Annotated in this window: 27 protein-coding genes; 20 read left to right on the top strand and 7 right to left on the bottom strand. The window is 37.2% G+C overall.

Annotation, left to right across the window (positions count from 1 at the left end; translation table 11 throughout):
* Positions 1–226: 226 nt before the first annotated feature.
* The 3 genes from LO754_RS00695 to LO754_RS00705 all read right to left on the bottom strand — a co-directional run bounded on the left by LO754_RS00695 (position 227) and on the right by LO754_RS00705 (position 2,972).
* Complete coding sequence (locus LO754_RS00695) at positions 227–1,306, bottom strand: extracellular solute-binding protein (protein ID WP_229388194.1); 1,080 nt, start codon at positions 1,304–1,306, stop codon at positions 227–229.
* Positions 1,307–1,487: 181 nt separating this feature from the next.
* A complete protein-coding gene (locus tag LO754_RS00700; protein ID WP_025218354.1) occupies positions 1,488–2,390 on the bottom strand; it encodes an EamA family transporter in 903 nt (300 codons plus the stop codon).
* 18 nt (positions 2,391–2,408) lie between these two features.
* A complete protein-coding gene (locus tag LO754_RS00705) occupies positions 2,409–2,972 on the bottom strand; it encodes a GNAT family N-acetyltransferase (RefSeq protein ID WP_024360796.1) in 564 nt (187 codons plus the stop codon).
* 444 nt (positions 2,973–3,416) lie between these two features.
* Between LO754_RS00705 and LO754_RS00710 the strand changes: the two genes are divergently transcribed.
* The 8 genes from LO754_RS00710 (at position 3,417) to LO754_RS00745 (ending at position 9,819) form a co-directional block, all read left to right on the top strand.
* Entirely contained in the window at positions 3,417–4,367 is a 951-nt protein-coding gene (locus LO754_RS00710) for a carbohydrate kinase family protein (protein WP_231785380.1), read from the top strand.
* A gap of 533 nt (positions 4,368–4,900) precedes the next feature.
* Positions 4,901–5,644, top strand: coding sequence for a hypothetical protein (locus LO754_RS00715; protein ID WP_231785381.1), 744 nt, complete (start codon positions 4,901–4,903; stop codon positions 5,642–5,644).
* Between the two features lie 58 nt (positions 5,645–5,702).
* The gene (locus LO754_RS00720; protein WP_024360793.1) at positions 5,703–6,101 is read left to right on the top strand and encodes a hypothetical protein; all 399 of its coding nucleotides are present in this window, start codon (positions 5,703–5,705) and stop codon (positions 6,099–6,101) included.
* Positions 6,102–6,204: 103 nt separating this feature from the next.
* Positions 6,205–6,639 (top strand): dual specificity protein phosphatase family protein, encoded by a 435-nt coding sequence (locus LO754_RS00725; protein ID WP_231785382.1) that lies wholly within the window; start codon positions 6,205–6,207, stop codon positions 6,637–6,639.
* Between the two features lie 287 nt (positions 6,640–6,926).
* On the top strand, positions 6,927–7,130 hold the full coding sequence (locus LO754_RS00730) for a PLDc N-terminal domain-containing protein (protein ID WP_029747045.1): 204 nt from the start codon (positions 6,927–6,929) through the stop codon (positions 7,128–7,130).
* Positions 7,127–8,020: an ABC transporter ATP-binding protein gene (locus tag LO754_RS00735; RefSeq protein ID WP_229388204.1), complete on the top strand. Its 894-nt coding sequence runs from the start codon at positions 7,127–7,129 to the stop codon at positions 8,018–8,020. The genes LO754_RS00730 and LO754_RS00735 overlap by 4 nt, the downstream gene beginning before the upstream one ends.
* A complete protein-coding gene (locus tag LO754_RS00740; RefSeq protein ID WP_231785383.1) occupies positions 8,017–8,799 on the top strand; it encodes a DUF2705 family protein in 783 nt (260 codons plus the stop codon). The genes LO754_RS00735 and LO754_RS00740 overlap by 4 nt, the downstream gene beginning before the upstream one ends.
* A gap of 312 nt (positions 8,800–9,111) precedes the next feature.
* Positions 9,112–9,819, top strand: coding sequence for a CBS domain-containing protein (locus tag LO754_RS00745; RefSeq protein WP_024360788.1), 708 nt, complete (start codon positions 9,112–9,114; stop codon positions 9,817–9,819).
* A 16-nt stretch (positions 9,820–9,835) separates the two neighbouring features.
* Here LO754_RS00745 and LO754_RS00750 read toward each other — a convergent pair whose 3' ends face one another.
* Positions 9,836–10,561 carry a YetF domain-containing protein gene (locus LO754_RS00750; protein WP_229388208.1) on the bottom strand — a complete coding sequence of 242 codons (726 nt, stop codon included), beginning with the start codon at positions 10,559–10,561 and terminating at the stop codon, positions 9,836–9,838.
* Positions 10,562–10,679: 118 nt separating this feature from the next.
* On the opposite strand from LO754_RS00750, the gene LO754_RS00755 reads away from it, so the two are divergent.
* Positions 10,680–11,888 (top strand): MFS transporter, encoded by a 1,209-nt coding sequence (locus LO754_RS00755; RefSeq protein WP_231785384.1) that lies wholly within the window; start codon positions 10,680–10,682, stop codon positions 11,886–11,888.
* Positions 11,889–12,040: 152 nt separating this feature from the next.
* Here the strand turns inward: LO754_RS00755 and LO754_RS00760 are convergent, their stop codons facing one another.
* Positions 12,041–12,727: an adenine nucleotide alpha hydrolase family protein gene (locus LO754_RS00760; protein WP_024360785.1), complete on the bottom strand. Its 687-nt coding sequence runs from the start codon at positions 12,725–12,727 to the stop codon at positions 12,041–12,043.
* A gap of 649 nt (positions 12,728–13,376) precedes the next feature.
* On the opposite strand from LO754_RS00760, the gene LO754_RS00765 reads away from it, so the two are divergent.
* From LO754_RS00765 to LO754_RS00815, 11 genes are all read left to right on the top strand, one after another.
* The gene (locus tag LO754_RS00765; RefSeq protein ID WP_231785385.1) at positions 13,377–15,788 is read left to right on the top strand and encodes a Na+/H+ antiporter subunit A; all 2,412 of its coding nucleotides are present in this window, start codon (positions 13,377–13,379) and stop codon (positions 15,786–15,788) included.
* A complete protein-coding gene (locus LO754_RS00770) occupies positions 15,778–16,200 on the top strand; it encodes a Na(+)/H(+) antiporter subunit B (RefSeq protein ID WP_024360783.1) in 423 nt (140 codons plus the stop codon). The genes LO754_RS00765 and LO754_RS00770 overlap by 11 nt, the downstream gene beginning before the upstream one ends.
* A gap of 3 nt (positions 16,201–16,203) precedes the next feature.
* A complete protein-coding gene (locus LO754_RS00775; protein ID WP_024360782.1) occupies positions 16,204–16,542 on the top strand; it encodes a Na(+)/H(+) antiporter subunit C in 339 nt (112 codons plus the stop codon).
* Positions 16,535–18,040, top strand: a complete 1,506-nt coding sequence (locus LO754_RS00780; protein ID WP_231785386.1) for a Na+/H+ antiporter subunit D — start codon at positions 16,535–16,537, stop codon at positions 18,038–18,040. Before LO754_RS00775 ends, LO754_RS00780 begins: the two co-directional genes overlap by 8 nt.
* Complete coding sequence (locus LO754_RS00785) at positions 18,040–18,522, top strand: Na+/H+ antiporter subunit E (RefSeq protein WP_024360780.1); 483 nt, start codon at positions 18,040–18,042, stop codon at positions 18,520–18,522. Before LO754_RS00780 ends, LO754_RS00785 begins: the two co-directional genes overlap by 1 nt.
* Entirely contained in the window at positions 18,522–18,806 is a 285-nt protein-coding gene (locus tag LO754_RS00790; RefSeq protein ID WP_024360779.1) for a Na(+)/H(+) antiporter subunit F1, read from the top strand. Before LO754_RS00785 ends, LO754_RS00790 begins: the two co-directional genes overlap by 1 nt.
* Complete coding sequence (locus LO754_RS00795; RefSeq protein ID WP_024360778.1) at positions 18,784–19,143, top strand: Na+/H+ antiporter subunit G; 360 nt, start codon at positions 18,784–18,786, stop codon at positions 19,141–19,143. Before LO754_RS00790 ends, LO754_RS00795 begins: the two co-directional genes overlap by 23 nt.
* 414 nt (positions 19,144–19,557) lie before the next feature.
* On the top strand, positions 19,558–20,346 hold the full coding sequence (locus tag LO754_RS00800; RefSeq protein ID WP_024360777.1) for a transporter substrate-binding domain-containing protein: 789 nt from the start codon (positions 19,558–19,560) through the stop codon (positions 20,344–20,346).
* Between the two features lie 80 nt (positions 20,347–20,426).
* Positions 20,427–21,086 (top strand): amino acid ABC transporter permease, encoded by a 660-nt coding sequence (locus LO754_RS00805; protein ID WP_024360776.1) that lies wholly within the window; start codon positions 20,427–20,429, stop codon positions 21,084–21,086.
* Complete coding sequence (locus LO754_RS00810; protein ID WP_024360775.1) at positions 21,079–21,801, top strand: amino acid ABC transporter ATP-binding protein; 723 nt, start codon at positions 21,079–21,081, stop codon at positions 21,799–21,801. Before LO754_RS00805 ends, LO754_RS00810 begins: the two co-directional genes overlap by 8 nt.
* A 279-nt stretch (positions 21,802–22,080) precedes the next feature.
* Entirely contained in the window at positions 22,081–22,896 is an 816-nt protein-coding gene (locus tag LO754_RS00815; RefSeq protein WP_231785387.1) for a metallophosphoesterase, read from the top strand.
* Positions 22,897–22,960: 64 nt separating this feature from the next.
* Here LO754_RS00815 and tatC read toward each other — a convergent pair whose 3' ends face one another.
* Both tatC and tatA read right to left on the bottom strand, forming a co-directional pair.
* Entirely contained in the window at positions 22,961–23,800 is an 840-nt protein-coding gene (tatC, locus tag LO754_RS00820) for a twin-arginine translocase subunit TatC (RefSeq protein ID WP_231785388.1), read from the bottom strand.
* Between the two features lie 10 nt (positions 23,801–23,810).
* Entirely contained in the window at positions 23,811–24,014 is a 204-nt protein-coding gene (gene tatA, locus LO754_RS00825) for a twin-arginine translocase TatA/TatE family subunit (RefSeq protein ID WP_024360772.1), read from the bottom strand.
* Positions 24,015–24,016: the final 2 nt, after the last annotated feature.

Consider the following 24,016-nt stretch of genomic DNA (forward strand, 5'->3'; position numbering starts at 1 on the left):
TCTAAAAATACTTTTAATAGTATCATAGGTAATCCTCCCTCGATTTTAAGTATAATAATTATAAATTGAATAATCTGAAAAAACAAATTAGTCTAAAATTAGACCATGCTAGTATTATAACTTTATGTTTCATTACAGATTATTTTATGAGGTACTTAAATTTTAATAAAAGGCATCAAGAGGGGCTTCTTGATACCTTTAGTCAGCACGGGTTTTCTGAGTTGCTCTATTTCTTTCCTCTACCTTTTATATTAGTATCCCAGTGTTCCATCCATGCAGCCTCTTTTTCCGACATTAACTGCCAATCAATATCAAATGTTTTTAAATCTAATTCCTGATACCATTCTGGCATTGTCGCTTGATCAATGTCGGAGCGTGTTGGAATTTGGTAATAGTCGTTCGCTAATTTGGTAACCATCTCTTTTTCAAATAAAAATTCAACGAATAATTTTGCGTTCTCTAAATTTTTTGCCTTGTTAACAACCGCAACACCATCTACTAAAATTGGTGCACCACTCTTTGGATAGATGTAATCAAACGGATAATCTGTTGTATACTTTTTCAATAGGATATCTTGTAGATTCCATAATGAAACACTACCTTCTTGACGTGTAAGCTTTAAATAAAGTGCATTAGGATCTTGCGTATATTCTTTTGTGTTGGCATCTAATTTTAATAGCCATTCATAACCTTTGTCAGGTGTGTCGGCACCTTGACGAACAATCATGGATGAATAAATCGTGCGCATAGTTCCTGACGCTAATACCCCACGAATTAAAATTTGGTCCTGCCATTTCGGATCTAATAAATCATCCCAATCTTGTGGACCGGTTTCTTTTGTTAGTAAGTCACTATTAATCATAATGACTTCAGGTAATAGCATTTCACCGAACCAGCGACCTTCTGTATCTTTATAGTTTGCATCGATTGTGTCGATAAAGCTCGGTTGCCATGCATGGAGTAAATCCTCGTTTGCTCCAACCATTAAGGCGGATTGAGTACCACCCCACCAAAAATCTGCTTGAGGATTTGCTTTTTCACCGCGTAGACGCTCTAATATTTGTTGAGCCCCCATTGTTAAAAACTCCACTTGAATGTCCGGGTACTTCTCATTAAACTGATCGATTACGCCTTGCACCATTTCTTCATCACGCCCTGTGTAAATGACCAGCTTACCTGACGGAGATGTGTTTCCATCTGCTTTTTCAGCATCTTTTGTCGAACCCTGATCGTTAGTGCTACTACAAGCAGCTACAACGATTAGCATCAACACAAGCAAAAATCCAAAAATACGTGTTTTTTTCATAATCATCTTCCCCTTCCTTTAGTGAGTTGCTTACATAGTGCAGTATAATACTAAAATAAAACATTAATGTTAGAATAATTAAAAAATTCTAACGTTACTACTATCATAATTTAAAAAATTGACTGTTTTCAACGGTATATTGTAAAAATTAAAAACTCCTTAAAAATGGTTTTATCCATTTTTAAGGAGTTTTTACGGGTGATTTTCGATTGGCAAGCATACTAGGTAACATCATGCCGATAATCACTAAAGCAATGCCAATTACTTGTAAAACAGTGAGTGATTCATGCAATACGATAACAGAAACAGTCACAGCTACAGGTAGTTCAATCGCACTTAAAATAGAGGCCAGTGCGCCACCCACTTTGGGTACTGCAATTGAAAATAAATAAATGGGTAAGATTATACCGAATAGTCCAAGTGCTAATCCATATTTCCATAAGCCTTCAGCAAATAATTTGCCATTCCATGCAATTTCAGGACTGAGGAAAATACTAACTATAATTAGTGCTACAAAAGAAACAATTAAAACTCTTGATGTCGTTGTAACACCTTCAACGGGACGAGAGTTAAATTGGATAAAGCAGGCAAAGGTAAATGCAGCAGCTAACCCAAATAACCAGCCTTGAATCGCAATACCGCTTAAATCGACATTCAATACACCGGCAGCCAAAATAGTCCCCGCAAATAGAATCAGTATCGAAATAACTTCAGGTCTACTTGGCAGACGCTTATGGATAACGCAATCTAACAGCAAACCAATCCAAGTAAATTGGAAAAGCATAACGACGGCTAGAGATGCAGGTAAATATTTTAATGACTCGCCGTAAACGATGCCTGTAATACCTGTAAAAATCCCTGCGCTGACTAATATAAATAGTCCGTGTTTTGAAAGTTTCGGTAGTTTTCTTTGGGTGAAGATAAAAATTGTTAAAACAAGTATAAAGCCAATGATGTATTGACTCGATACCGCCTCTGATGATGTAAAGCCATGCAACATAGCTACTTTCACGATGGTCGATAAAATGCCATAACTACTAGAAGCGATTACTATCAACAGAGGATATAATACATTTGTTTTCATGCTTAATTAATCCACATCCTAAATCTGTTTCACCATATGATGGAAAGGTTCGTCTATGATGGACCATGGTTCAGTAATCACAAAGCCCATACGTTCATATAAGCGACGAGCATCTTCTTTTTGCGTTTCAACATTCAGTGATAATTTTGTAAAACCTCGTTGTTTTGTTTGCTCAATGGCGAATTGGATTAATAGTGTACCTATTCCTTTACCACGAGCCTCTGGTGCTACACAAACTGTATCAATATAATATTCATCTTGATGCGCCTCTTGATCGATAGCGATTGAAGGAGCATTTTTCTCTTCAAGCCATTTTACGAGATTGGCATCCATTTGAATGGCTTGTTCACCATTATAGTAAACAAGGATGCCTAAAACTTGTTCACCTTCCACAGCAACAAAAGTATTTAAATAAGAGTGTCTGTTGTCTTCACGTTTGAAGAGGACTGTTAGTTCTTGTTCAACCATTGAAGCTGTCTGTTCACCTGTTAAACGGTTGGCAATCTCACCAATCGCATCAATAATTAGTGGCACAACGGCACGGGCATCCTGTGGTTGTGCTTGTCGAATCGTAATACTCATTGTTAAAATCCCTACCTTTCTATAGGCAAGTATAACAAAGATAGATGATGTCTCAAGCTTTTGAAATATTCGCTACTTTATATTTAGCAAATAGTATGGCTATGGATAGACGTTGCCGTCGGTGCTTTCCGCTTAGCACAACCCTTGCAGGCGCTGTGATTCCTCGTCTTACGAACTATCAGTAGATGTCGCCATTGCTGAAAGGAAAAAAATATAATCGTTAGAAGAATAAAACAGAAAAATGTTTCAAATTAAATATACAAAACACTGCTGTTGGTTGCCTTTACGGGCGGGTTTTCCTCCTTTGGATGGCCAAAGTAAGCTAAAGAAGTTGTGCTGGCGTAAATGATGTATGTCTTTCATTATTTTTCCGAAAGTTTAAAACTTTATTGGAATTCAACTTTCATGTTAATCTAGAATGAATAGACTTTCGGGGGGACTACAATGACAAAGGAAGATAAGGATTATATTTTAGTCTATGGAGATGCTTTTATTGACTATATTGCTGATGATGTAACGAATACATCTTTTACTAAATATATGGGTGGCGCAACGGTAAATGTGGCTGCAGGCATTAGCCGTATCGGGGCTCCATCTGCGCTGATTACGATTACAGGAGATGACGAAGGCTCACAATTTGTCCGAGATGGTCTTGCACAAGAAGGCGTGAACCTCGATTTTGCGGTATTTAACCCTGCAAAACGTGTAAGTGGTGTATACGTACATTTAACAGAAGCATGTGAGCGAATTTTCAAAGATTATGTCGATGAGACACCCGATTTACAGGTGGAAGCAACACAATTAAATGAGGCGGCCTTTAAACATGCTTCTGCTCTCATTGTGTGCTCAGGCACAATGTTCCATCCAACTGCACTTGCAACGACTAGTGCTGCTGTTGATATGGCAAAGGAAAAAGGTGCTATTATCGCAATGGATGCCAACATTCGACCTTTACGTTGGAGCAGTGAAGAAATTTGTCGTGAGACCATTACTTCTTTCTTTGAAAATGTAGATATTTTAAAAGTCACGGATGATGAGTTATTTTTCTTAACAGAGACCACTACTTTAGAAGAAGGCATCGAACAATTAAACAGTTATTTAGTGCCGATTATTTTAGTAACAGTAGGGGAAGAGGGCACGTATGCAGTATTAAACGGTGAGGTTATACATGTACCGACCGAGAAGGTTGTGCCAGTGGACACTACGGGTGCGGGAGATGCATTTATGGCAGGCGTTCTGCGCGATGTCCATTACAACGGTTTACCAACAACTGAGGAAGAACTAGTTCGTTGTGTGAGCTTTGGTAATCGCTTAGGTGCTATGGCAGCAACAAAGCCAGGGGCGTTAACTGCATTACCGTATTATGAAGATATCAAACATTTATTAGAGAAATAAGAGTTACAGTGGGTGTAGGTCTATATAAATAAATATTAATTAAAAGATGTGCTGATTATGGTACATCTTTTTCTTTTTTACAAAGTTATTAAGTTAACATATGCCAAAACTATTTTTGTAGTTTATTTAGGAACATGCTATTGTCCAAGTAGCTAACAGGATGAGAACGTAAGTACTTTTATTTTTATGTAACGGATAGTTTTTTTACACAATAGTGTAGCAGCTAAAGCTGTGTATTTCCTTTCCGCATACTAACTTCCAAGATACAAAATATTATTCAAGTTCATGACCATGAAGTAGTTTTTTACTTAGCTTTTTTGACATTATAGCTTAAAAATACTATATTTTCTGTCATTTTTACTAGACTGCCCCTAAATAAATAATATATTATTTAATTATTCAAAAAACTGCGAAGGGGGATAGAGTAGCAGAAAATAGTCGATTAAAATGTATAAATAAATTTTCTCTTTTGCTCTTGCCTTTTGCTAATGATGTATTATTTAATTATTCCGAAAGATAAGGAGAAGGATAAAATGGAAAAAAAGTCATTGATTAAATCGTACAAATTGTTCACAGTTCTTTTTATTTTCGCCTGTATTCTCTTTATTACAAATAATAGTACCGCATCGGCAGCTGAGTTAAGTCAACAGGAACAAGAAAAAGAAGAATTATATCAACAATATATAGAAATTTTAGAGGAAGTAAAAGCTACAGTTACATGGGGAGAAGGCCTAGAAGGCATTGAAGTTTCTCCAATTGATGAATTTGAAGAAGAAGATTGGGTTTCCCCAGAAGTATTTAGACAACGAGCAATTGAGAGGGTACAATCTAGCGTTGTTGAAATTGAAATTCCTGAAATTCCTTTTTATGAATTCGAAGAAGATAGGTTTTCAGAAAAAATATTCGAACGGCGAGCAATTGGGGCGACACAAGCTAACCCTGTTGCGGCTCTTGCAAATAACATAACGCTATTGTCTACTACTTCTGCATCACGTAAGGTTAGAGTGTTACATGAATCAACTCCTATTGATATAACAATATTTGCGACTTTTACAACACAGCTTTCTGATGGTCGCCAAGTATTAACTGGCTATTCTAATTTACGCACTATTCCTTCAAGAGGTTTTTTTACCCGTACAGGAGTAGATGCTCGTATTACTAATAGAGGCACAACTTACGCATTTACGATTGGTGGAAGTTTAAAGTATGTTGGTTTAACAACTTATCATACATTAAATACAAAATTCTATTGCAGTCCAACTGGTGTAGTTTCATAACATAAATCAAAAAATATTTCTTTATGAGACATCTGAACATCATAAGGAGTAGGATAGAATGGAAAAAAAACGTCGATTAAAAACGTACAAATTGTTCACAATCCTTTTTGCCTTGGCTTGTATCCCCTTTATATTCTTTATTACAAAAATTGATACAGCACCTGTAACTGAGTTAAGTCAACAAGAAAAAGAAGAATTACATCAACAATATATAGAAATTTTAGAGGAAGTAAAAGCTACAGTTACATGGGGAGACGGCCTAGAAGGCATTGAAGTTTCTCAAATTGATGAATTTGAAGAAGAAGATTGGGTATCCCCAGAAGTATTTAGACAACGAGCAATTGAGAGGGTACAATCTAGCGTTGTTGAAATTGATGAAACCGAAGAAGATTGGTTTTCCCTAGAAGCATTGAAACAACGAGTAATGGAGGTAATGAAAAAGCTTGGTTTTTCCTAGAAGTATTTAGACAACGAGCGATTAAGGCGGAACCTGTTCAACCTAATTATCTTCATAAGATCGGACATTTATTAGAGAAATAACAGCTTGGAGCGTGAATCGGATGGAAAAAAACTATGATGTGTTAGTGAAAGATCGATTATTTTTTGGTGGTGCACAGGATGCTGAAGCTGCTTTTTCAAATGAGCAGGTAGACGTTGTCATTGATGTTCGAGTAAATGGATTAACTGAACTAGAACAGCATGCAGCACACTATAACTACAACCATCTGCCTATCGCTGATGAAGAAGCACAAGTAGCTCAGTCTATTGACACAGTAGCGAAAAAAATAGTCGCTGCCTATGTATCTGGACAGAAGGTTTACTTCCATTGTGGAAGTGGAGGTGGACGAGCAGGTGTAGCTGCGACGGCTGTGTTAATGGAACTTGGCTTAGCCGATTCTTTGGAGGAAGCGGAGTTAGCTGTTAAACAGGCTCGTTCCCAAGTAAAGATACGCCCAAATATGGCTACTGCTTTAAAGAAATTGTATGAAAAGTAGTGCTATCAACCTTAGCATCTACATGTTATCGTCTTACGAAACAAATCTATATGTAAACGCGGCCTGCCATGTTCAAATGGTGGGCTTTTTATAATTTTTAATAAATTTAAGTAACTGCGGTATGACTAATTTGTAGGTAAGTCAGATATACAAGTTACAGTTCTGCCAGAGCTGTCTTTCTTGATTTAACGCCTAGTGCAAAATTTATAAGCAAGATAAAAATTGTTCTATACATATTATAACAAAGTTGTTATAGTGATATTAGAACAAAAGGCGAGGTGGTTTGGATGATGGAGGAGTTAGCAAATATCCCTTGGGCGATTATAGCGCCACTAATCGGCGTACAAATTATTTTAGTCATTGTTGCATTAATTGATCTTAGTAAAATTCATGCAACGAATGGACCGAAAATTTTATGGGTATTGATAATATTATTTATTAATTTACTTGGACCAATAGCATATTTTATCGTTGGGAGAAAACAATCATGACTACATTACTACAGGTAACAGGGTTGACGAAGCGTTTTGCCGAAAAAACTGTAGTGGATGCCATTGATTTTGTTTTAGAAGAGCATACCTCTACAGCGTTAATCGGACCAAATGGAGCAGGAAAGACAACAACTTTATCCATGTTAACAGGTTTATTAAGACCCTCTTTCGGTAGTGTAAACATGGTGGGGGGAGATTTACGAGCAAATATTGGGTTTTTACCGCAATATCCACAATTTCAGCCGTGGTTAAGTGCATTAGAGTTTACGGAGATGGCTGCAAAGTTAAGCGGTGTATCTGCTAAAAAGGCAAAGCAGGAAGCTCAAAAAACATTAGAATTTGTCGGCTTAGGAAATGATCTTCATAAAAAAATTGCAACGTTTTCCGGTGGGATGAAACAACGGCTAGGTATTTCCCAGGCAATTGTCCATAAGCCTAAACTACTGTTGTTAGATGAACCAGTATCTGCTTTAGATCCTGTTGGACGTAGGGAAGTACTTGATTTATTAAAAGGCTTACAGCAACAGACGACGATTTTATATTCCACACATATTTTAAATGATGCGGAAGAGATGACGGACCAGTTATTATTTTTGCGTGATGGCAAACTTGTCGAACAAGGGACATTACGTGAGGTACGCCAACGTTATGACGAGCCAAATTATGTAGTAGAGTTTAGCACAGTGGAAGAGGCGCAGTATTTTGTCAGTCAATCTACATTTAAATGTACAGTCAATGGTTGCTATGTGTCTGTAGCCATTCAAGAAGATAAACCAAGCATGCAGCAATTGCTTGAAAGCCTTACTGCTTATCCGTATTTAGTGAGAAATGTTGCACGTCAAACAGCATCGCTCGAAGAAATTTTTATGAAGGTGGCGAAACGAGTATGAGTGGCATGAACGTACTTCTTCAGAAGGAATTCCGAGAAGCGTGGCGAAGTAGAAAATTTTTATGGATTCCACTTGTTTTTGCACTTTTAGGTATGAGCGAACCACTAACGAACTATTATATGATGGATATACTAGAGGCGGTTGGCAATATGCCTGAAGGCTTTGAAATGTTGATGCCAGAATTAGTACCAGCCGATTTGTTACTTGCTACAATTAGCCAGTTTCAATTAATTGGATTACTAGTGCTAATGGCTTCTTTTGTAGGAGCTATTAGTAAGGAACGTTCAAATGGAACAGCAACCTTATTGTATGTACGACCTATTTCATTTGCTTCTTTTTTTATAAGTAAGTTTATTGTGATCAGTGCAGTTGGCTTTGTCAGTATAATAGCGGGATTTGCAGCAAGTGTGTACTATACGGTTGTGCTGTATGGAACATTTGAAGTTGCGACCCTTTTAGCAAGTATTGGTACGTATTTTATATGGGTTTTATTTGTCTTAGCGTTAACGCTAATGATGAGTGCTACATTTAAAACAACTGTTGCGGCAACAGCTGCATTTATTATTATTTTTATTGGTCAAATTATTGATGGACTTGTAGGTACGTTTTGGACTATATCACCTTGGAAATTACCACTATACGGTGTTCAGCTTATTCGTGGCACGATGGAGATGTCTGATTATTGGTGGAGCCTAGTTTTGACAGTTGTTCTTATATGTATGTGTATGAGTATCGGCGTTTTTTCAATGAAGAAAAATGCATCATCTACTAAAATCTAACTTGCTTTCTTGTAAAATATAGTGCCAGGCACCCAAATAATTCGGAATATTTAAATTTGTTTAGGTGCCTGTCACCCCAATCCACTTTGATTCTCGCGGCTTACCTTGAGCCTGCGGAAAGCGAAGTGGATTTTTACGTGCCAGGCACCTGAGCAATTCAGATTTTTCACATTTGTGTGAGTGCCAGGCACCCAAACTTATTGCACGAACTTTTCTTGGAATATCCATAACTTAGGAATATAATGTAGCTATAACTCAATATTTGTCAAATAACTCGAAAAATATAAAATATTGCTATGGTAGGTGATAAGATTGGTTACTACTCAAAATTCTGATCGCTTTCTAACGGCATTTAATCGAATTGACCATAGACTAAGAGATATTATTGGTGCAAAAGATTTTATGCCATTTTACCGTTTAGTGGATCAGGCAAAGAAAAAGGATGTATTGGTACGTAAATATGAGGATGATTTACGGTCCTATGCAGATTTACGCAATGCGATTGTTCACCATCGTACATCTATGGAATATGTAATTGCAGAACCGCATGTAGATGTCGTAGAGCGCATTGAATATATGGACGCTACGCTGGCAAAACCAACACTTGTAGGACAAATGTTCCGAAAAAAGGTGCTGGTCTTTCAAGAAAATGATTCTTTAAAGCATGTATTAAAAGTGATTCGCAGTCGGAAATTCACTCAATTTCCGGTTTACAATAAAACGCAATTTAAAGGTCTTGTGACGACTGTTGGTATTACTAACTGGCTTGCATCTGTCATGGGAGGCAATCATGTACCGAGGCACGTTCCTACATTGCATGATATATTATTACACGAAAAAAATAGAGTGAATTACAAATTTGTGAGTAGATACATAACGATTTATGAGGCTGAGGAAATATTTAAGCAAGGTGTGGAGAGAGGAAGACGTTTTGAAGCGTTGTTGATTACCGAGCACGGCAAAACACACCAAAAACTGATTGGTATTATTACTCCATTGGATATAATGCAAGTAGAATAGGCAAGACGAAACAAGCTTAGGGGCTTGACCGTCTCGCTTTATCTTTTAGACTGACATATAAAGAGCCATTCGCTTGAACTTGTGCAAAAAAGACATCTTCGTAAGTTTGGACATTTTGTTTTTTTAATTTTTTCATGACCCAATCTTCGGTTAATTCAAGTTCGACGATATTTTCTTTAATCAGTTGTCCATCGGAAATGACTTCTGTTGGTAAGTAGGTAGGTGGGGTAACATCTGCCTTTACATCTTGTTTTGTAGCGGGTTGCTCCGTAGGCTTAGCTAATACACTTAAATTACCCGTAGTCTCCAGTATGGCATATTGCACGTCTTGCACGGAAAATACAGCTTGTTCACGTAACATCATCGTTAACTCATCCATGTGTAAACGATTTTTCTTGAGCGCAGATTCTAAAATAAGCCCATTTTGAATAACAATAGTGGGCTTATCGTCAATCAGCACACGTGCTTTTTTAGATTTTATCGTAATAATGGTCATAAGATACGTTAAAACGCTCCACCAAATTAATGCAATAAGTCCTTCTAAAAAAGGTGTTTCAGACTGTGCTGCAATTTCAGAAGCAATGGATCCGAACGTAATACCTGTTGTATAGTGGAAAAATGTAAGCTGTCCTAGCTGCTTTTTGCCAAGTATTCGTGTAACAATGAGTAGTGCAAAAAAGGATAGAGATGCTCTAAGTATCATTTCAAAAACATTGGCGTGAAAAAATTCATCTACAGTCATACAAAAATCAACTCCTTAAACTGCTATCGTCGAAGAATAGCTTGTGCAAAAAGAGGAATTGTATGCGACAATCTGTTTAAATTAAAGAATCAAATAGATAAGGAAGTGTGGTGATAGCATGAACAAACAAATGGTGCATTCTAACAACAATCCAGTATTTCCGATTATGATTGCTATTGCTATTGCCCATCTAATCAATGATACAATGCAGGCTGTCATCCCTGCGATGTTTCCAATATTGAAGAGTGAGCTCGGTTTGACCTTTACACAAATCGGGCTTATTTCATTCGTATTAAACATGTTTGCTTCTGCCTTACAACCAGTTGTTGGCTATGTCAGTGATAAAAAACCGATGCCCTATGCTTTACCAATAGGGATGATTAGCTCGTTTATAGGTATCGCGATTTTAGCCTTCACAGCGCAATATTGGGTAATACTTGTAGCTGTATTATTTTTAGGTTTTGGCTCAGCTATATTTCATCCAGAAGGTTCGCGCGTATCTTTTATGGCAGCAGGCTCTAAACGAAGCCTTGCACAATCGATTTATCAAGTCGGGGGAAATTCTGGACAAGCGCTAGCACCATTAATCAGTGCATATATTTTAGATATTTTTGGACAACGCGGAGCGGCATTTGTCTTAATCGCGACAACTTTTGGGATTCTTTTATTGAGTAAAATTGCTAAATGGTATAAGAAGCAATTGGAGCAAGAACGGTTAGCAAAGAAAAAACGTACATTGGTATCATCTTTGCCACCATTAACAAAGAAACAGGTAGGAATTGCTTTAACATTATTATTTACTATTATTTTTGCACGATCATTTTATACAACGAATATAACAAGTTTTTATGTTTTTTATTTAATGGATCATTATGATGTAAGTCTGCGTCTTGGACAAATATTAATATTTACTTTTATGGCTTTTGGCGTTGTTGGTACTTTTTTTGGGGGTTCATTATCAGATCGTATTGGACGAAAAAATGTGATTTTACTTTCAGTTGTCGTGCCGATGCCATTCTGTTTAGCTTTGCCTTATGTACCGCTATGGACTGCAACAATATTTTTAGTCATTATCGGAACATTAATTATGATTAGCTTCTCTGTAACGGTTGTCTATGCGCAAGAGCTCGTACCAACTAAGATTGGTACAATGGCAGGGCTAACAACTGGCTTTGCATTTGGTATGGGAGCAATTGGTGCCATGGTTATTGGTGTTTTAATGGATCATAAAGGTATTGATTTTACAATGGTAGTCGTTTCCTTACTTCCGTTGTTATTACTAGTGGCATTTTTCTTGCCTAAAGATACTCCAGCTTCAGCTTTATAAATACAAGACTAGGCAAAAGAGAAAAAGTGTTAGATTGATTGAGGTCAATTTAACACTTTTTGCTATGCCGTTGTGGTTCCCTACAGCAGTTAAAATTTTTTAGTTTGTCCAAATTAATATCTTTGTCCCTGCAATTTTTAAGTAACAGGCTACTATTGACGTAACGGAGATGTAAACTCTTGTGGCAATTTTTCTTTATCCATTACTAGACCTTCAGAAATATGGATTTCATGCATTTTATCATTGTACGTGAATTTAAAAATGCCATTGTCAAAATCAGTGCCAATTTCTTTAAAGAAAATACCTTCAATTGAAACATATTTTGGACAAGTAAAGGCTACTTTGAAATGGTCCTGTTCTTTAATCAAATAGGCACGTACACCTTTTTCGTATGTATCATACGCGTCATCTTCAGTAGGACGTTGGACTGCTACAATGTGAAAATCTACAAAAGGTACTTCTTTTAACAGAACGTTCAGGAATGACCCCTTTGTTATTTCTTCCCAACGACTTTGTGCACTTTGACCTACGATAATTTGTGAAATACCGTAATTTTTAGCCACTTCAGCAATAACCTTTTGAATCGGGCGTTTTTCATTATCTACTAAAATAAATTTTTCAACATCAAGTTCTTCAGATAGGTTTTTCCACTGTTCAATATAACCAGATTTCTCTGCATCAAATGCATCAAGAGGTTGTGAATCGACTGAAAGAATATAAAGTGGGCAATCGAGCATCGTGGCCATTTTATGACCGCGACGAATTAAGCGTTCCCCGTTAAGCCCATAATAGACACATACTAAAATACTTTCGTCCAATCTCCCTTTTACATGCTTCATTAAAAAAATACACCTCTTTATCCTATTGTTATTTTGTTATTTGTACTGCGTATTATGAAAAAATTATCCTAAAACAGCTAAAATCAATGCTGTTACAGTGCATTATGCTTATTTATATTGTATACTTAAAAATGAATAAAAGTTAATGACGATATACGGAAAACCCTTAAGGGATTTGGCTAATGTCCATGTTCTAAGGCTACTTTGTTTATGCATGATATGCATTTAAATAAATAGCTTCCATATGCCACATTATTATGCAGTGAGTTAAATGGATAGTCAAGTATTGATGCATTGAAACACTTTTCGGTTACTTTAGGCATGATAAATGTCTCGTACGCTCAGCCATGCGTATAGAAAATACCTAAATGTACAAGAATTCTGATATATTCGTTCATCTTTTTTCGTATAATATCTACCTTCCTTCAAAGAATGGTAGATATAGCACGCTTTTGCTTTATGGGCAGGTTGTTCAATGCTTGCTGTGTAAATAAAAGCACACCGGCGAATATCACAAATTTTTGTAATGAGAAAGTTATGCTAATACATTATTCATGCTCTAACGGACTTGTATTATGCAATGCTTAAGAAACATACAAAATTGAAGATGCTAATTCGCTGGACGAATTTGATTGTAGGAGGTTTTCATTTGGTCACAGTTCTCTTTGCGATACTTTTACCATTTGTTTGTGCTGCGCTAATTCCCTTGCTTTATAGGCGACTAAGGCGAATGGCACATTTAGGCTGGTTTGTTTTATCCGTTCCAATCATATTGTTTATTTTACTCGCACGGTACATTCCTCAAATTGCCGAGGGTAAAACATTTATTGATACATATGAGTGGATTCCCTCTTTTAATATAAACTTCACGACATACCTCGATGGACTCAGTATCATTTTTGGCTTGCTGATTACAGGTGTAGGTAGTTTAGTTATTTTATATTCAATTTTTTATTTATCAACGAAAGAATCTCTTCATCATTTTTACTGCTACTTATTACTATTCATGGGCGCTATGCTCGGCGTCGTCTTTTCAGATAATTTAATGGTGCTATATACGTTTTGGGAATTAACAAGCGTCTCATCATTTTTGTTAATCGCCTTCTGGCATCATCGTAAAGCTTCACGTGCTGGTGCACGAAAAGCCATGACGATCACAGTCTTCGGTGGTCTTTCCATGCTCGCAGGTTTTCTAATGCTATATGTAGCATCTGGCACATTTAGTATTCGTGACATTGTATCGAACGTTGAGATGACACGCGAGCACACATTGTTTGTTCCTGCCTTATTGTTAATTTTAGTAGGTGCTTTTACTAAATCAGCTCAATTTCCATTTCATATTTGGTTGCCTGATGCGATGGAGGCACCAACTCCAGTTAGTGCTTACCTCCACTCAGCTACGATGGTGAAGGCTGGAATTTATATAGTTGCGCGTTTCTCCCCAGTATTTGGCGGTGAGCCAGTTTGGTTTTGGTTAGTAAGTGGAATTGGCCTTGTAACATTATTTTGGGGCTCGTTCAATGCTGTTCGTCAAACAGACTTAAAGGCGTTACTTGCCTTTTCAACAGTTAGCCAGCTTGGGTTGATTATGAGTTTATTTGGCTTGGGCTCTGTGGGTCATTATTTTGGCTATGCAGAAAGTTCCATTATATACACACAGGCAAGCTTTGCGGCATTGTTCCATCTTATTAATCACTCCACGTTTAAAGGGGCGTTATTTATGATGGTCGGTATTGTCGATCATGAAGTAGGTACGCGCGATATTCGACGCCTTGGTGGTTTAATGGCATTGATGCCTGTGACATTTACGATTGCAGTAATAGGTGGTTTTTCGATGGCAGGATTACCACCGTTTAATGGCTTCTTAAGTAAGGAGATGTTCTTTGCCGCTGTTTTGGCTATTCGTGAGGTTGAGGTCTTTTCCATCGATACTTGGGGCATATTGTTCCCCGTTGTAGCATGGGTTGCCAGTATTTTTACGTTTGTATACAGCATGATTTTAATTGGACATACTTTTTTTGGAAAGCTACAGCCGTACAAGTTGGACAAAAAACCACACGAGGCACCAATTGGGATGCTAATTTCGCCAATAGTACTTTGTTTATTAGTAGTGACTATTTTCTTCTTTCCAAATGTTCTAGGACATTATATCTTACAGCCTGCGATGGCTAGTATATATCCAACTTTTCCAACGGTTAGCGAGTTAACACCTCATATTTCTGCATGGCATGGTGTGAATATAGAATTATTAATGACCCTTGGTGTAATCATTATTGGCTTTGTATTATTTAAAACATTAAAAAGCTGGAAGCCACTATACCGAGTTTTTTCGCAAAATTTTACATTCAATAGCTATTATAATCACCTTATTAATTTTAGTGAAAAAGGTTCAATGAAGCTTACGAACCGCTATATGTCTGGCAATTTAACTCATTACTTTGTCTATATCTATGTATTTTTTGTTGCGCTGATTGCAGGGTACTTTATTTGGTCTGATGCCATAGTATTTGAATTTGCAAAGGATTCACCTGTTGAATCCTATGAGTTAGTTCTAGTGTTTGTCATGATGTTTGCTGCAATCTGGATGATTTTTGCCAAAGGACGAATTACAGCGATGCTTTTAAATGGAGTTCTCGGTTATTCGATTGCCTTCTTTTTCGTTATATTTCGCGCACCTGATTTAGCGCTGACACAACTAGTTGTTGAGTCCGTAACTACAGCATTGTTCCTGCTATGTTTTAAATATTTACCGGATTTATTGCCTGAAAACTCACGCATGAGAGTGAAGTGGGCAAATGCTGTTATTGCTATTTTTGCAGGGGCTACAGTGACATTAGTCGGCTTGGCTGTTGTACATTATGACCGTTTTGAAACGGTAGCACTGTATTTTAATGATGCTTATGATTTAGCAGGTGGGTCAAACATCGTTAACACAATTTTAGGAGATTTTCGTGCATTTGATACGATGTTAGAGGTTGTCGTTCTTTTAATAGCTGGCTTAGGCGTATACACATTAACTAAGCTAAAGCCACGAAAAGAGGAGGCAGACCATGAAAATTAATGATGTTATTTTACGAACGATTACTAAGGCTATCGTATTTATAATTTTAACGCTTGGTGTGTATTTATTCTTTGCAGGCCACCACGCTCCTGGTGGGGGCTTTATCGGCGGTCTTGTGCTTGCTTCTGCAATAGTACTACTGTATTTAGCTTATGACATTGAAACAGTTCATAAAGGAATGCCGTTTGATTTCAAAAAGGTTGCTGCACTGGGCGTATTACTTGCGACGGGGACAGCCATCGGTTCGCTTTTCTTTGATGTGCCATTTTTAACGCAGACGTATGAATATGTCAATGTACCGGTTTTCGGGAAAATGGGCTTCTCGACCGTCACTATTTTTGAGGCTGGCGTGGCGCTAACTGTCGTTGGCGTTGTTGTAACCATAATTTTAAGTATAAGTGAGGATGAATAGCCAATGGAGTCTTTAATACTATTATTAGTTGGTGTATTAGTTGCTGTCGCGACGTACCTTATCCTCTCTAAACAATTATTGCGTGTCATTTTAGGGACAGCAGTCCTTTCACATGCTGCACATTTACTGATTTTAACGATGGGTGGCCTTAAAAAAGGGGATGTGCCACTTATTGGGGAATCAGCAGGTCCTTATACAGATGCACTTCCACAAGCATTGATTTTAACAGCTATCGTCATTAGCTTCGCAGTGACAGCATTTGTGCTCGTTCTCGGCTATCGTGCTTATAAAACAAATGGCACTGGGGAATTTGATGAATTGAGAGGTACGTCTGATGAGTAATATAATCGTTTTACCATTAATCGTGCCGGTAATAACGGCTATTTTACTTGTGTTTTTAAGACAAAATATAATGATTCAACGCATTTTGAGCTTGTGTACTTTGGGCTTTGTTATATTCATTAGCGTTGTCCTTTTGTTAGAAGTTCAGCAGCAAGGTGTAATGCGAATTGATTTTAGTGGTTGGATACCGCCATTCGGCATTCTATTTGTTGCAGACTCTTTTGCAGTATTACTTGTTTTCGTAGCGAATATTGTCGCAGCAATTTGTGTAGTTTACGCCTTTTTTACAATTGGAGAACACTATGAAAAAATGTATTTCTATCCTTTTGTTCTTTTAATGGTAGCAGGTGTAAATGGTTCATTTTTAACGGGAGATATTTTTAATTTGTTTGTGTGCTTCGAAGTGATGTTGCTTGCTTCTTATGCCCTTATTAGCTTAGGTGGAGGGAAAGTCCAACTACGCGAGGCGTTAAAATATGTACTTATTAATATTGTTGCTTCATGGATTTTTTTAGTAGCGTTAGCATTTTTATATGGAACGATCGGCACATTAAATATGGCTCATATTTCATTGCGGGTTATGGAAGCTGGAGCTGACCCACTTATTACTACAGTTGGACTGGTGTTTCTAATTGTTTTTAGCCTTAAAGCGGGATTACTTCTATTCTTTTGGTTGCCAGGTTCTTATAGTGTACCTCCAACCGCTATAGCTGCACTCTTCGCCGCACTTTTAACTAAGGTTGGTATTTATGCCCTTGTTCGTACATTTACATTATTATTTACTACGAATCCGGGGGTAACCCATACAACTCTCGGTATTATGGCTGGACTAACAATACTTGCTGGTTGCATGGGTGCCCTTGCTGGAAGAGATGTGAGGACAATTGCTTCATATAATGTCCTAATTGGTGTTGGTTTTATTGTTGCTGGACTAGCTATAGGAACAGAGTCAGCACTGCAAGGTGTAACGTATTATTTAATGCATGATATGGTAGTAAAGGCCATGTTGTTTCTGGCGGTAGGGATGATGATTTATGTAACCGGTGAAACACTTATCGATAATATGAGTGGACTTATTCGAAATTATCCCTTTTTTGGTTGGCTGTTCTTTATTATGATGTGTTCAATCGCAGGAATTCCACCTTTAAGTGGATTTTTAGGCAAGGTTTTAATAGGACAAGGCGCGATTGAGGGAGGGAATTTTGTCCTGCTAGGGCTAGGATTTTTCTCTAGCTTAATTGTCCTCTATTCATTACTGCGCATTTTTCTATCGTCCTTTTTTGGCGAAACGATCCTCAGTATTGAAGATGAAACACCACTGCCAAAGCGAATGGTGTTGCCTTTAACATTACTTTCTGTTTGCACAATTGCTTTAGGGATTGGAGCCGAGTCGATGGCGCCTTATGTGAAGGATGCAGCAGAAACGCTTCATACACCTTCTATTTATATTGACGCAGTGTTAAATGGCGAAAAATGGCAAGGTGAGGTGAATAAGTAATGGCTATGCAGTTTATTTTAAATTTATTTATCGCTACCTTGTGGTTATTGCTAAAGGACGAAATCACGCCACAGTTTTCCACCTTTTTAATGGGGTTTGTCGTCGGTATTGGGATTCTGTATGCGATGCATCGGTTTTATGGAACGCAATTTTATTTGCGCCGTGTTTTCTCTATTATTAAACTACTATGGCTATTTAATTGGGAGCTATTACTTTCAAGCTATAATGTCCTAAAACAAATCACAACACCAAAGTTAAATATTACTCCTGGCATTTTTACGTATAAAACAAAGCTGAACGGAGATTGGGAAATTACAGCTCTTGCACTCTTGCTAACGCTCACACCTGGTTCAGTAGTGATGGAGGTCTCGGAGGAGGGAGATATGTTTTATATCCATGCTATGGATATAGAACAATCTAAAGATGCCGTTATTCGCTCCATTGGAAAATTTGAAGAAGCAATTATGGAGGTGACACGCTAATGGTTGAAAAAATTTTACTTTTAGCACTAGCGTTATTTAGTGTGTCAATTGCATTGTCTCTATATCGTGTCATTAAAGGTCCATCCATGCCGGATCGAGCAATAGCCCTTGATACAATTGGTATTAATCTACTTTCGGCGATTGCCATTGTTTCGATTGTTTTAAAAACCAAAGCGTATTTAGAGGCGATTTTAATTTTAGGTATATTGGCGTTTATCGGTACAATTGCTTTTACAAAATATATTGAAAGAGGTGTGATTGTTGAGCGTAAATCAAATGATTGAGTGGACGGCAGTCATCCTTATACTTGTCGGTTCTATTGTTAGTGTTATTAGTGCGTTTGGGATGATTCGTTTGCCAGATGTCTATACGCGTTCACATGCTGCTACAAAAAGCTCGACGTTGTCAGTACTAACCTGTTTGTTAGGAGCTTTTATTTATTTCTGGATACATGACGGATATGTAAGTGTTCGACTAATATTAGGTATTCTCTTTGTATTTGTCACAGCACCAGTAGCAGGGCATTTAATATGCCGTGCCGCCTATCGATCTCGTGTACCATTAGCGGAAGGTTCTGGTGAAGATGAATTAAAATCGAAGCTATTTCCAGAAAAAGAATAGCGAAAGCAAAAATTTGCTATCGTTTGCAAGGCGAGGTATAAGGCGTTTAAAACGTCCATACCTTGCTTTTTTATTAGGCCTGCTACATTAGATGTTTATATTAAAGGAAATATAGGGTATTTACTTAACGATAGGAATAAAAAATTAGAAGAAGGAAAATATATAGTAGCGCCTATAAAGGAGCAATTTAAAAATATATGGACCGAAAAATAAAAAACATTGATTTATTAGAAAATTCTGTGTAAAATATTTTGCTAAAAAATTTCATGTATAGCTTGAAAAATATTTTGAAAGAGTATATCTTAATTAGCAGATAGATTTTTTATTCTGCTATATGAATAAATATCCAATCGACTATTTTCGAGACATTCCTATCTCATAGACAATAAAAAACATCAAAAGGAGATATAAAAGATGAAGAACAAATTTTTCATGCTTATGCTTGTCTTAGTAATTGGTTTACTTGCAGCATGTGGCGCTAAAGAAGATAAAGCAACAAATTCAAGCTCAGATACAGAAAACAAACAAGTATTAAAAGTAGGTACATCAGCAGACTATGCACCATTTGAATATGTAGACGCTGCTAAAGGTGAAGAAATCATTGGTTTCGATATTGATTTAATTAAATTAGTTGGTGAAAAATTAGGTGTAGAAATGCAAGTTCAAGATATGGACTTTAACAGCCTTGTGCCAGCTTTACAAGCAGGTAAAGTAGATGTTGTTATTTCTGGTATGACACCAAATGAAGAGCGAGAAAAAGTAGTAGATTTCTCAGATAAATACAATCAAACAGAACAAGTTATCATCGTTAAAAAAGATAGTGGCATTAAAAAAGAAGCGGACTTAGCTGGTAAAAAAGTCGGCGTACAAACAGCTTCTATTCAAGAAAATTTAGGTAATGCCATTGCTAAAAAAGTAGATGTATCAGTTGAAGGACGCACACGTATTCCTGAAATCATCCAAGATATGATGTCTAAACGCTTAGACGCAGCAATTCTAGAAGGTGGCGTAGCGAAAGGTTATCTGAAAACAAACGATAAATTAGCCGCATTCCCAGTAGAAGAACAGCCAGAAGACTATAAAGCAATCGCTGTTCAAAAAGGTAGCGATTTAAAAGATAAAATTAACAAAGCATTAAAAGAATTAGCAGATGAAGGCAAAATTCAACAGCTTGAAGAAAAATGGTTAGAAAAAGCTGAATAATAGTATCGATATGCGATAGCCCTATTTAGGGCTATCGCTTGTCCATTTCACTAAAAGGAAACGAGAAAGGAGGGTACGCTGTGAATTTAGATTTCTCAGCAATCATTCCCTCTATTCCTTATATTTTAAAAGGAATAGGTGTTACACTTCAAATAGCAATCGGTGCTTCTCTCATTGGGTTTATCGTTGGTATATTACTAGCATTATGTAAAATTGGGAAAGTAAAAATGCTACGCTGGTTAGCGGACTTTTACACGTCAATTTTCCGAGGGACGCCACTTGTATTACAATTATTAATTATTTACTACGCTGTTCCACAGCTACTAGACATTCAAATTCAGCCAATTCCAACTGCAATTATTGCGTTTGGCTTAAACTCTGGAGCTTATATTTCAGAAATTATTCGTGCGGGTATTAATGCCGTTGATAAAGGTCAAATGGAAGCAGCTCAAGCACTAGGTATTCCGTATTCAAAAATGATGAAGGATATTATTATTCCACAAGCAGTGAAAAATATTTTACCTTCTTTAGTAAATGAATTTATTACATTAAACAAAGAAACAGCAGTTGTAACAGTCATTAGTGCCCTTGATATTATGCGCCGTGCCTATATTGTAGGGGGTTCAACCTATCGATATCTTGAACCATTATTATTTGCAGGGATAATCTACTATATTATGACGCTTGTCTTAACGTTCCTTGGTAAACGAATCGAGAAAGGAATGAGAAAAAGTGATTAAAATTGAAGATTTACACAAATCATATGGGCAAAACGAAGTGTTGAAAGGTATTTCAACTGAAATAAAAGAAAAAGAAGTAATTGCCATTATAGGGCCTTCCGGTTCTGGTAAATCTACATTCCTACGCTGCTTAAATTTATTAGAAGAACCGACGAGTGGGAAGGTAACAATTGCTGGCGATGTCCTGACAGACAAAGGGACAAATATTATGAAAATACGTGAAGAAGTAGGTATGGTATTTCAACATTTTCACCTTTTCCCACATAAAACCGTATTAGAAAACTTAACGTATGCACCTATCAATGTAAAGGGAATGGATAAGACCGCAGCGATCAAAGTAGCTGAAGATTTACTAACAAAAGTAGGGCTTTTTGAAAAACGCAATGAGTATCCAAGTCGCCTTTCAGGTGGTCAAAAACAACGCGTGGCAATTGCCAGAGCACTAGCAATGGACCCAAAAGTGATACTATTTGATGAGCCGACTTCAGCACTGGACCCGGAGATGGTTAAAGAAGTATTGGCAGTTATGAAAAATTTAGCAGATTCAGGGATGACGATGTTAATTGTTACCCATGAAATGGGCTTTGCTCGAGAGGTAGCGGATCGTATTTTATTCCTTGATGGTGGAAAGCTAATAGAGGATGCACCTCCAGAAGAATTTTTCACATCTCCTTCTACACAACGTGCAAAAGACTTCTTAGAAAAAGTGTTATAAATAGTGAAGCGCATTTAGCTCCTTTAAAGAAGAGAACTAAATGCGTTTTTTTTGAAATTGTATTCTAGTAATAATGATGGCGCAACGAGAATCTCAATCTAACAAGTAGTGTGGATTTTGGATGCCATATGCTAAAGAATGAAGGAATATGAAGATAGTACTTGTATGCATTTTATATTATTAAAGTGCATATACTTACAATCACTTTGGTTTTTGCTTATAATAGAGTAGTCAGAGTTTTATTCTGAAAAAAAGTAGCCGCAAAGTGAGCGATTGCGATTGAAAAAATTATTATATGGTATCTTTTTTATTCTTTTTATAGTCATTTTTTTGTACGTAAACAATCACTGGCTAGTCGTTAGTAAACATGTATTCGAATCAGAAAAGGTGCCTGCCAACTTTGATGGGCTACGCATTGTACAAGTATCGGATTTACATGATGCCCGCTTTGGTAACAATCAGCAAAAACTGATTGCTAAGGTTAAGGATACGAATCCTGACTATATTTTTATCACGGGTGATGTGATTGATAGCAATCGTTACGATTTAAAACAAAGTCTACAGGCAGTTAAAGGACTAGTTGAATTAGCGGATGTATATTATGTACTAGGAAACCATGAAGTGGCGTCGAATAAGGTTAATGAAATTTATGAGGCGCTTTCATCGTTAGGTGTACATGTGATGGCTAATGAATCGACCGTGCTAGAGCGCGACGGGGAGCGCTTGGCGATTCTTGGTATTGAAGATCCGTTAATGGGTAGATCGACAGAAGAAATGCTAGAGTTGGCGACAGCGTATGTTCCAGAAGAAATGCTAAAGTTATTGCTGGCGCATCGACCAGAAGTGTTTAGTACGTATGTAAATCAAGGAATAGATTTGGTATTCTCGGGGCATGCACATGGTGGGCAAGTACGGATTCCTGGCATGGGAGGACTTGTGGCGCCAGGACAGGGACTGTTTCCTAAGTTCACTGCTGGTTTATACGAGGAAGAACGCACCAAAATGGTCGTTAGCCGAGGTCTAGGAAATAGTAGTGTACCATATCGAATTTTTAATCTACCAGAAATTATTGTCATGGATTTAAAGAAAAAATAAGCACTGGTTGCCAGGCACTCAAGCCCGCAACAGAAATAAATAACTAGAAAGCACTGCGTTATAGTTACGCAGTGCTTTCTAGTTGTTTACGTTCTATACGTTTAACAAGATGAATACTAATTTCGTATAAAATAATCATCGGTATTAATACAAGTAATTGACTAATGAAATCAGGTGGTGTAATAACTGCAGAGCCAACACCCATAGCGATATAGGACCAGCCTCGTATTTTTTTCATGGATTCCGCAGTTAGTAAACCAATGGACGATAAAAAGAGTGCAACGATGGGTAACTCAAATAATAAGCCGAGTGGTACAGTCGTCATAATTAAAAAATGCATGTATTCACTAGCAGATACCATTACATCAAAATTAGCAGCACCTAAGCTTACTAAAAATGAATAGCTAAGTGGGTTTACAACAAAATAGCCAAATGCGATACCTAATAAAAAGAGCACAAACATTACAGGTGCATAGAGCCCGAGAAAACGGCTTTCCTCTTCCTTTAAGCCGGGTTTTACAAAGCTCCAAAGAAAGTGAACGAGAAAGGGCATCGATAGACCAAAGGCTAGAGTAGTTGAAATGGTCATATAAAACTTAACGACTTCTATAGGCCCTAATATAATAAGTGAATGGCCACGGGTTACATAAGGAAACCAAATATTAATGGTTGAAAATGCGACAATAAAAAATAATAGAAAGACGACAAGCCCTTTAATGATTTGTTTTCGCAGTTCTGTAATATGCTCCAGTAGAGAGTCTACAGGGAAAAGTGGTTTATCTTCGACAATTGTCTGCTCATCGTCAATACTGGCTATTTCAACAAAAGCCTCCTGTAAGGATGGAGGCTCTGTTTGCTTTTTATCGAGCGGACTTAAATAATTTTTTTCTTCATAAGGATCCATAGGAAACCTCCTACGAAACATCAGATTTTTTTTCTACTTTTTTCGCAGGCTCATCGTCGTCATCCATTAATCCTTTTGTTGACTTTTTGAACTCTGCAAATGTTTTACCGACTGCACCACCGATTTCCGGTAATTTTTTTGGACCGAAAACGATAAGTACAATGACCAAAATGATAATTAACCCAGGAATGCCGATTGCACCAAGACCTCCCATCG

It is taken from the genome of Lysinibacillus sp. GJ-1 (assembly GCF_021166035.1).
Classification (GTDB): Bacteria; Bacillota; Bacilli; order Bacillales_A; family Planococcaceae; genus Lysinibacillus; species Lysinibacillus sphaericus.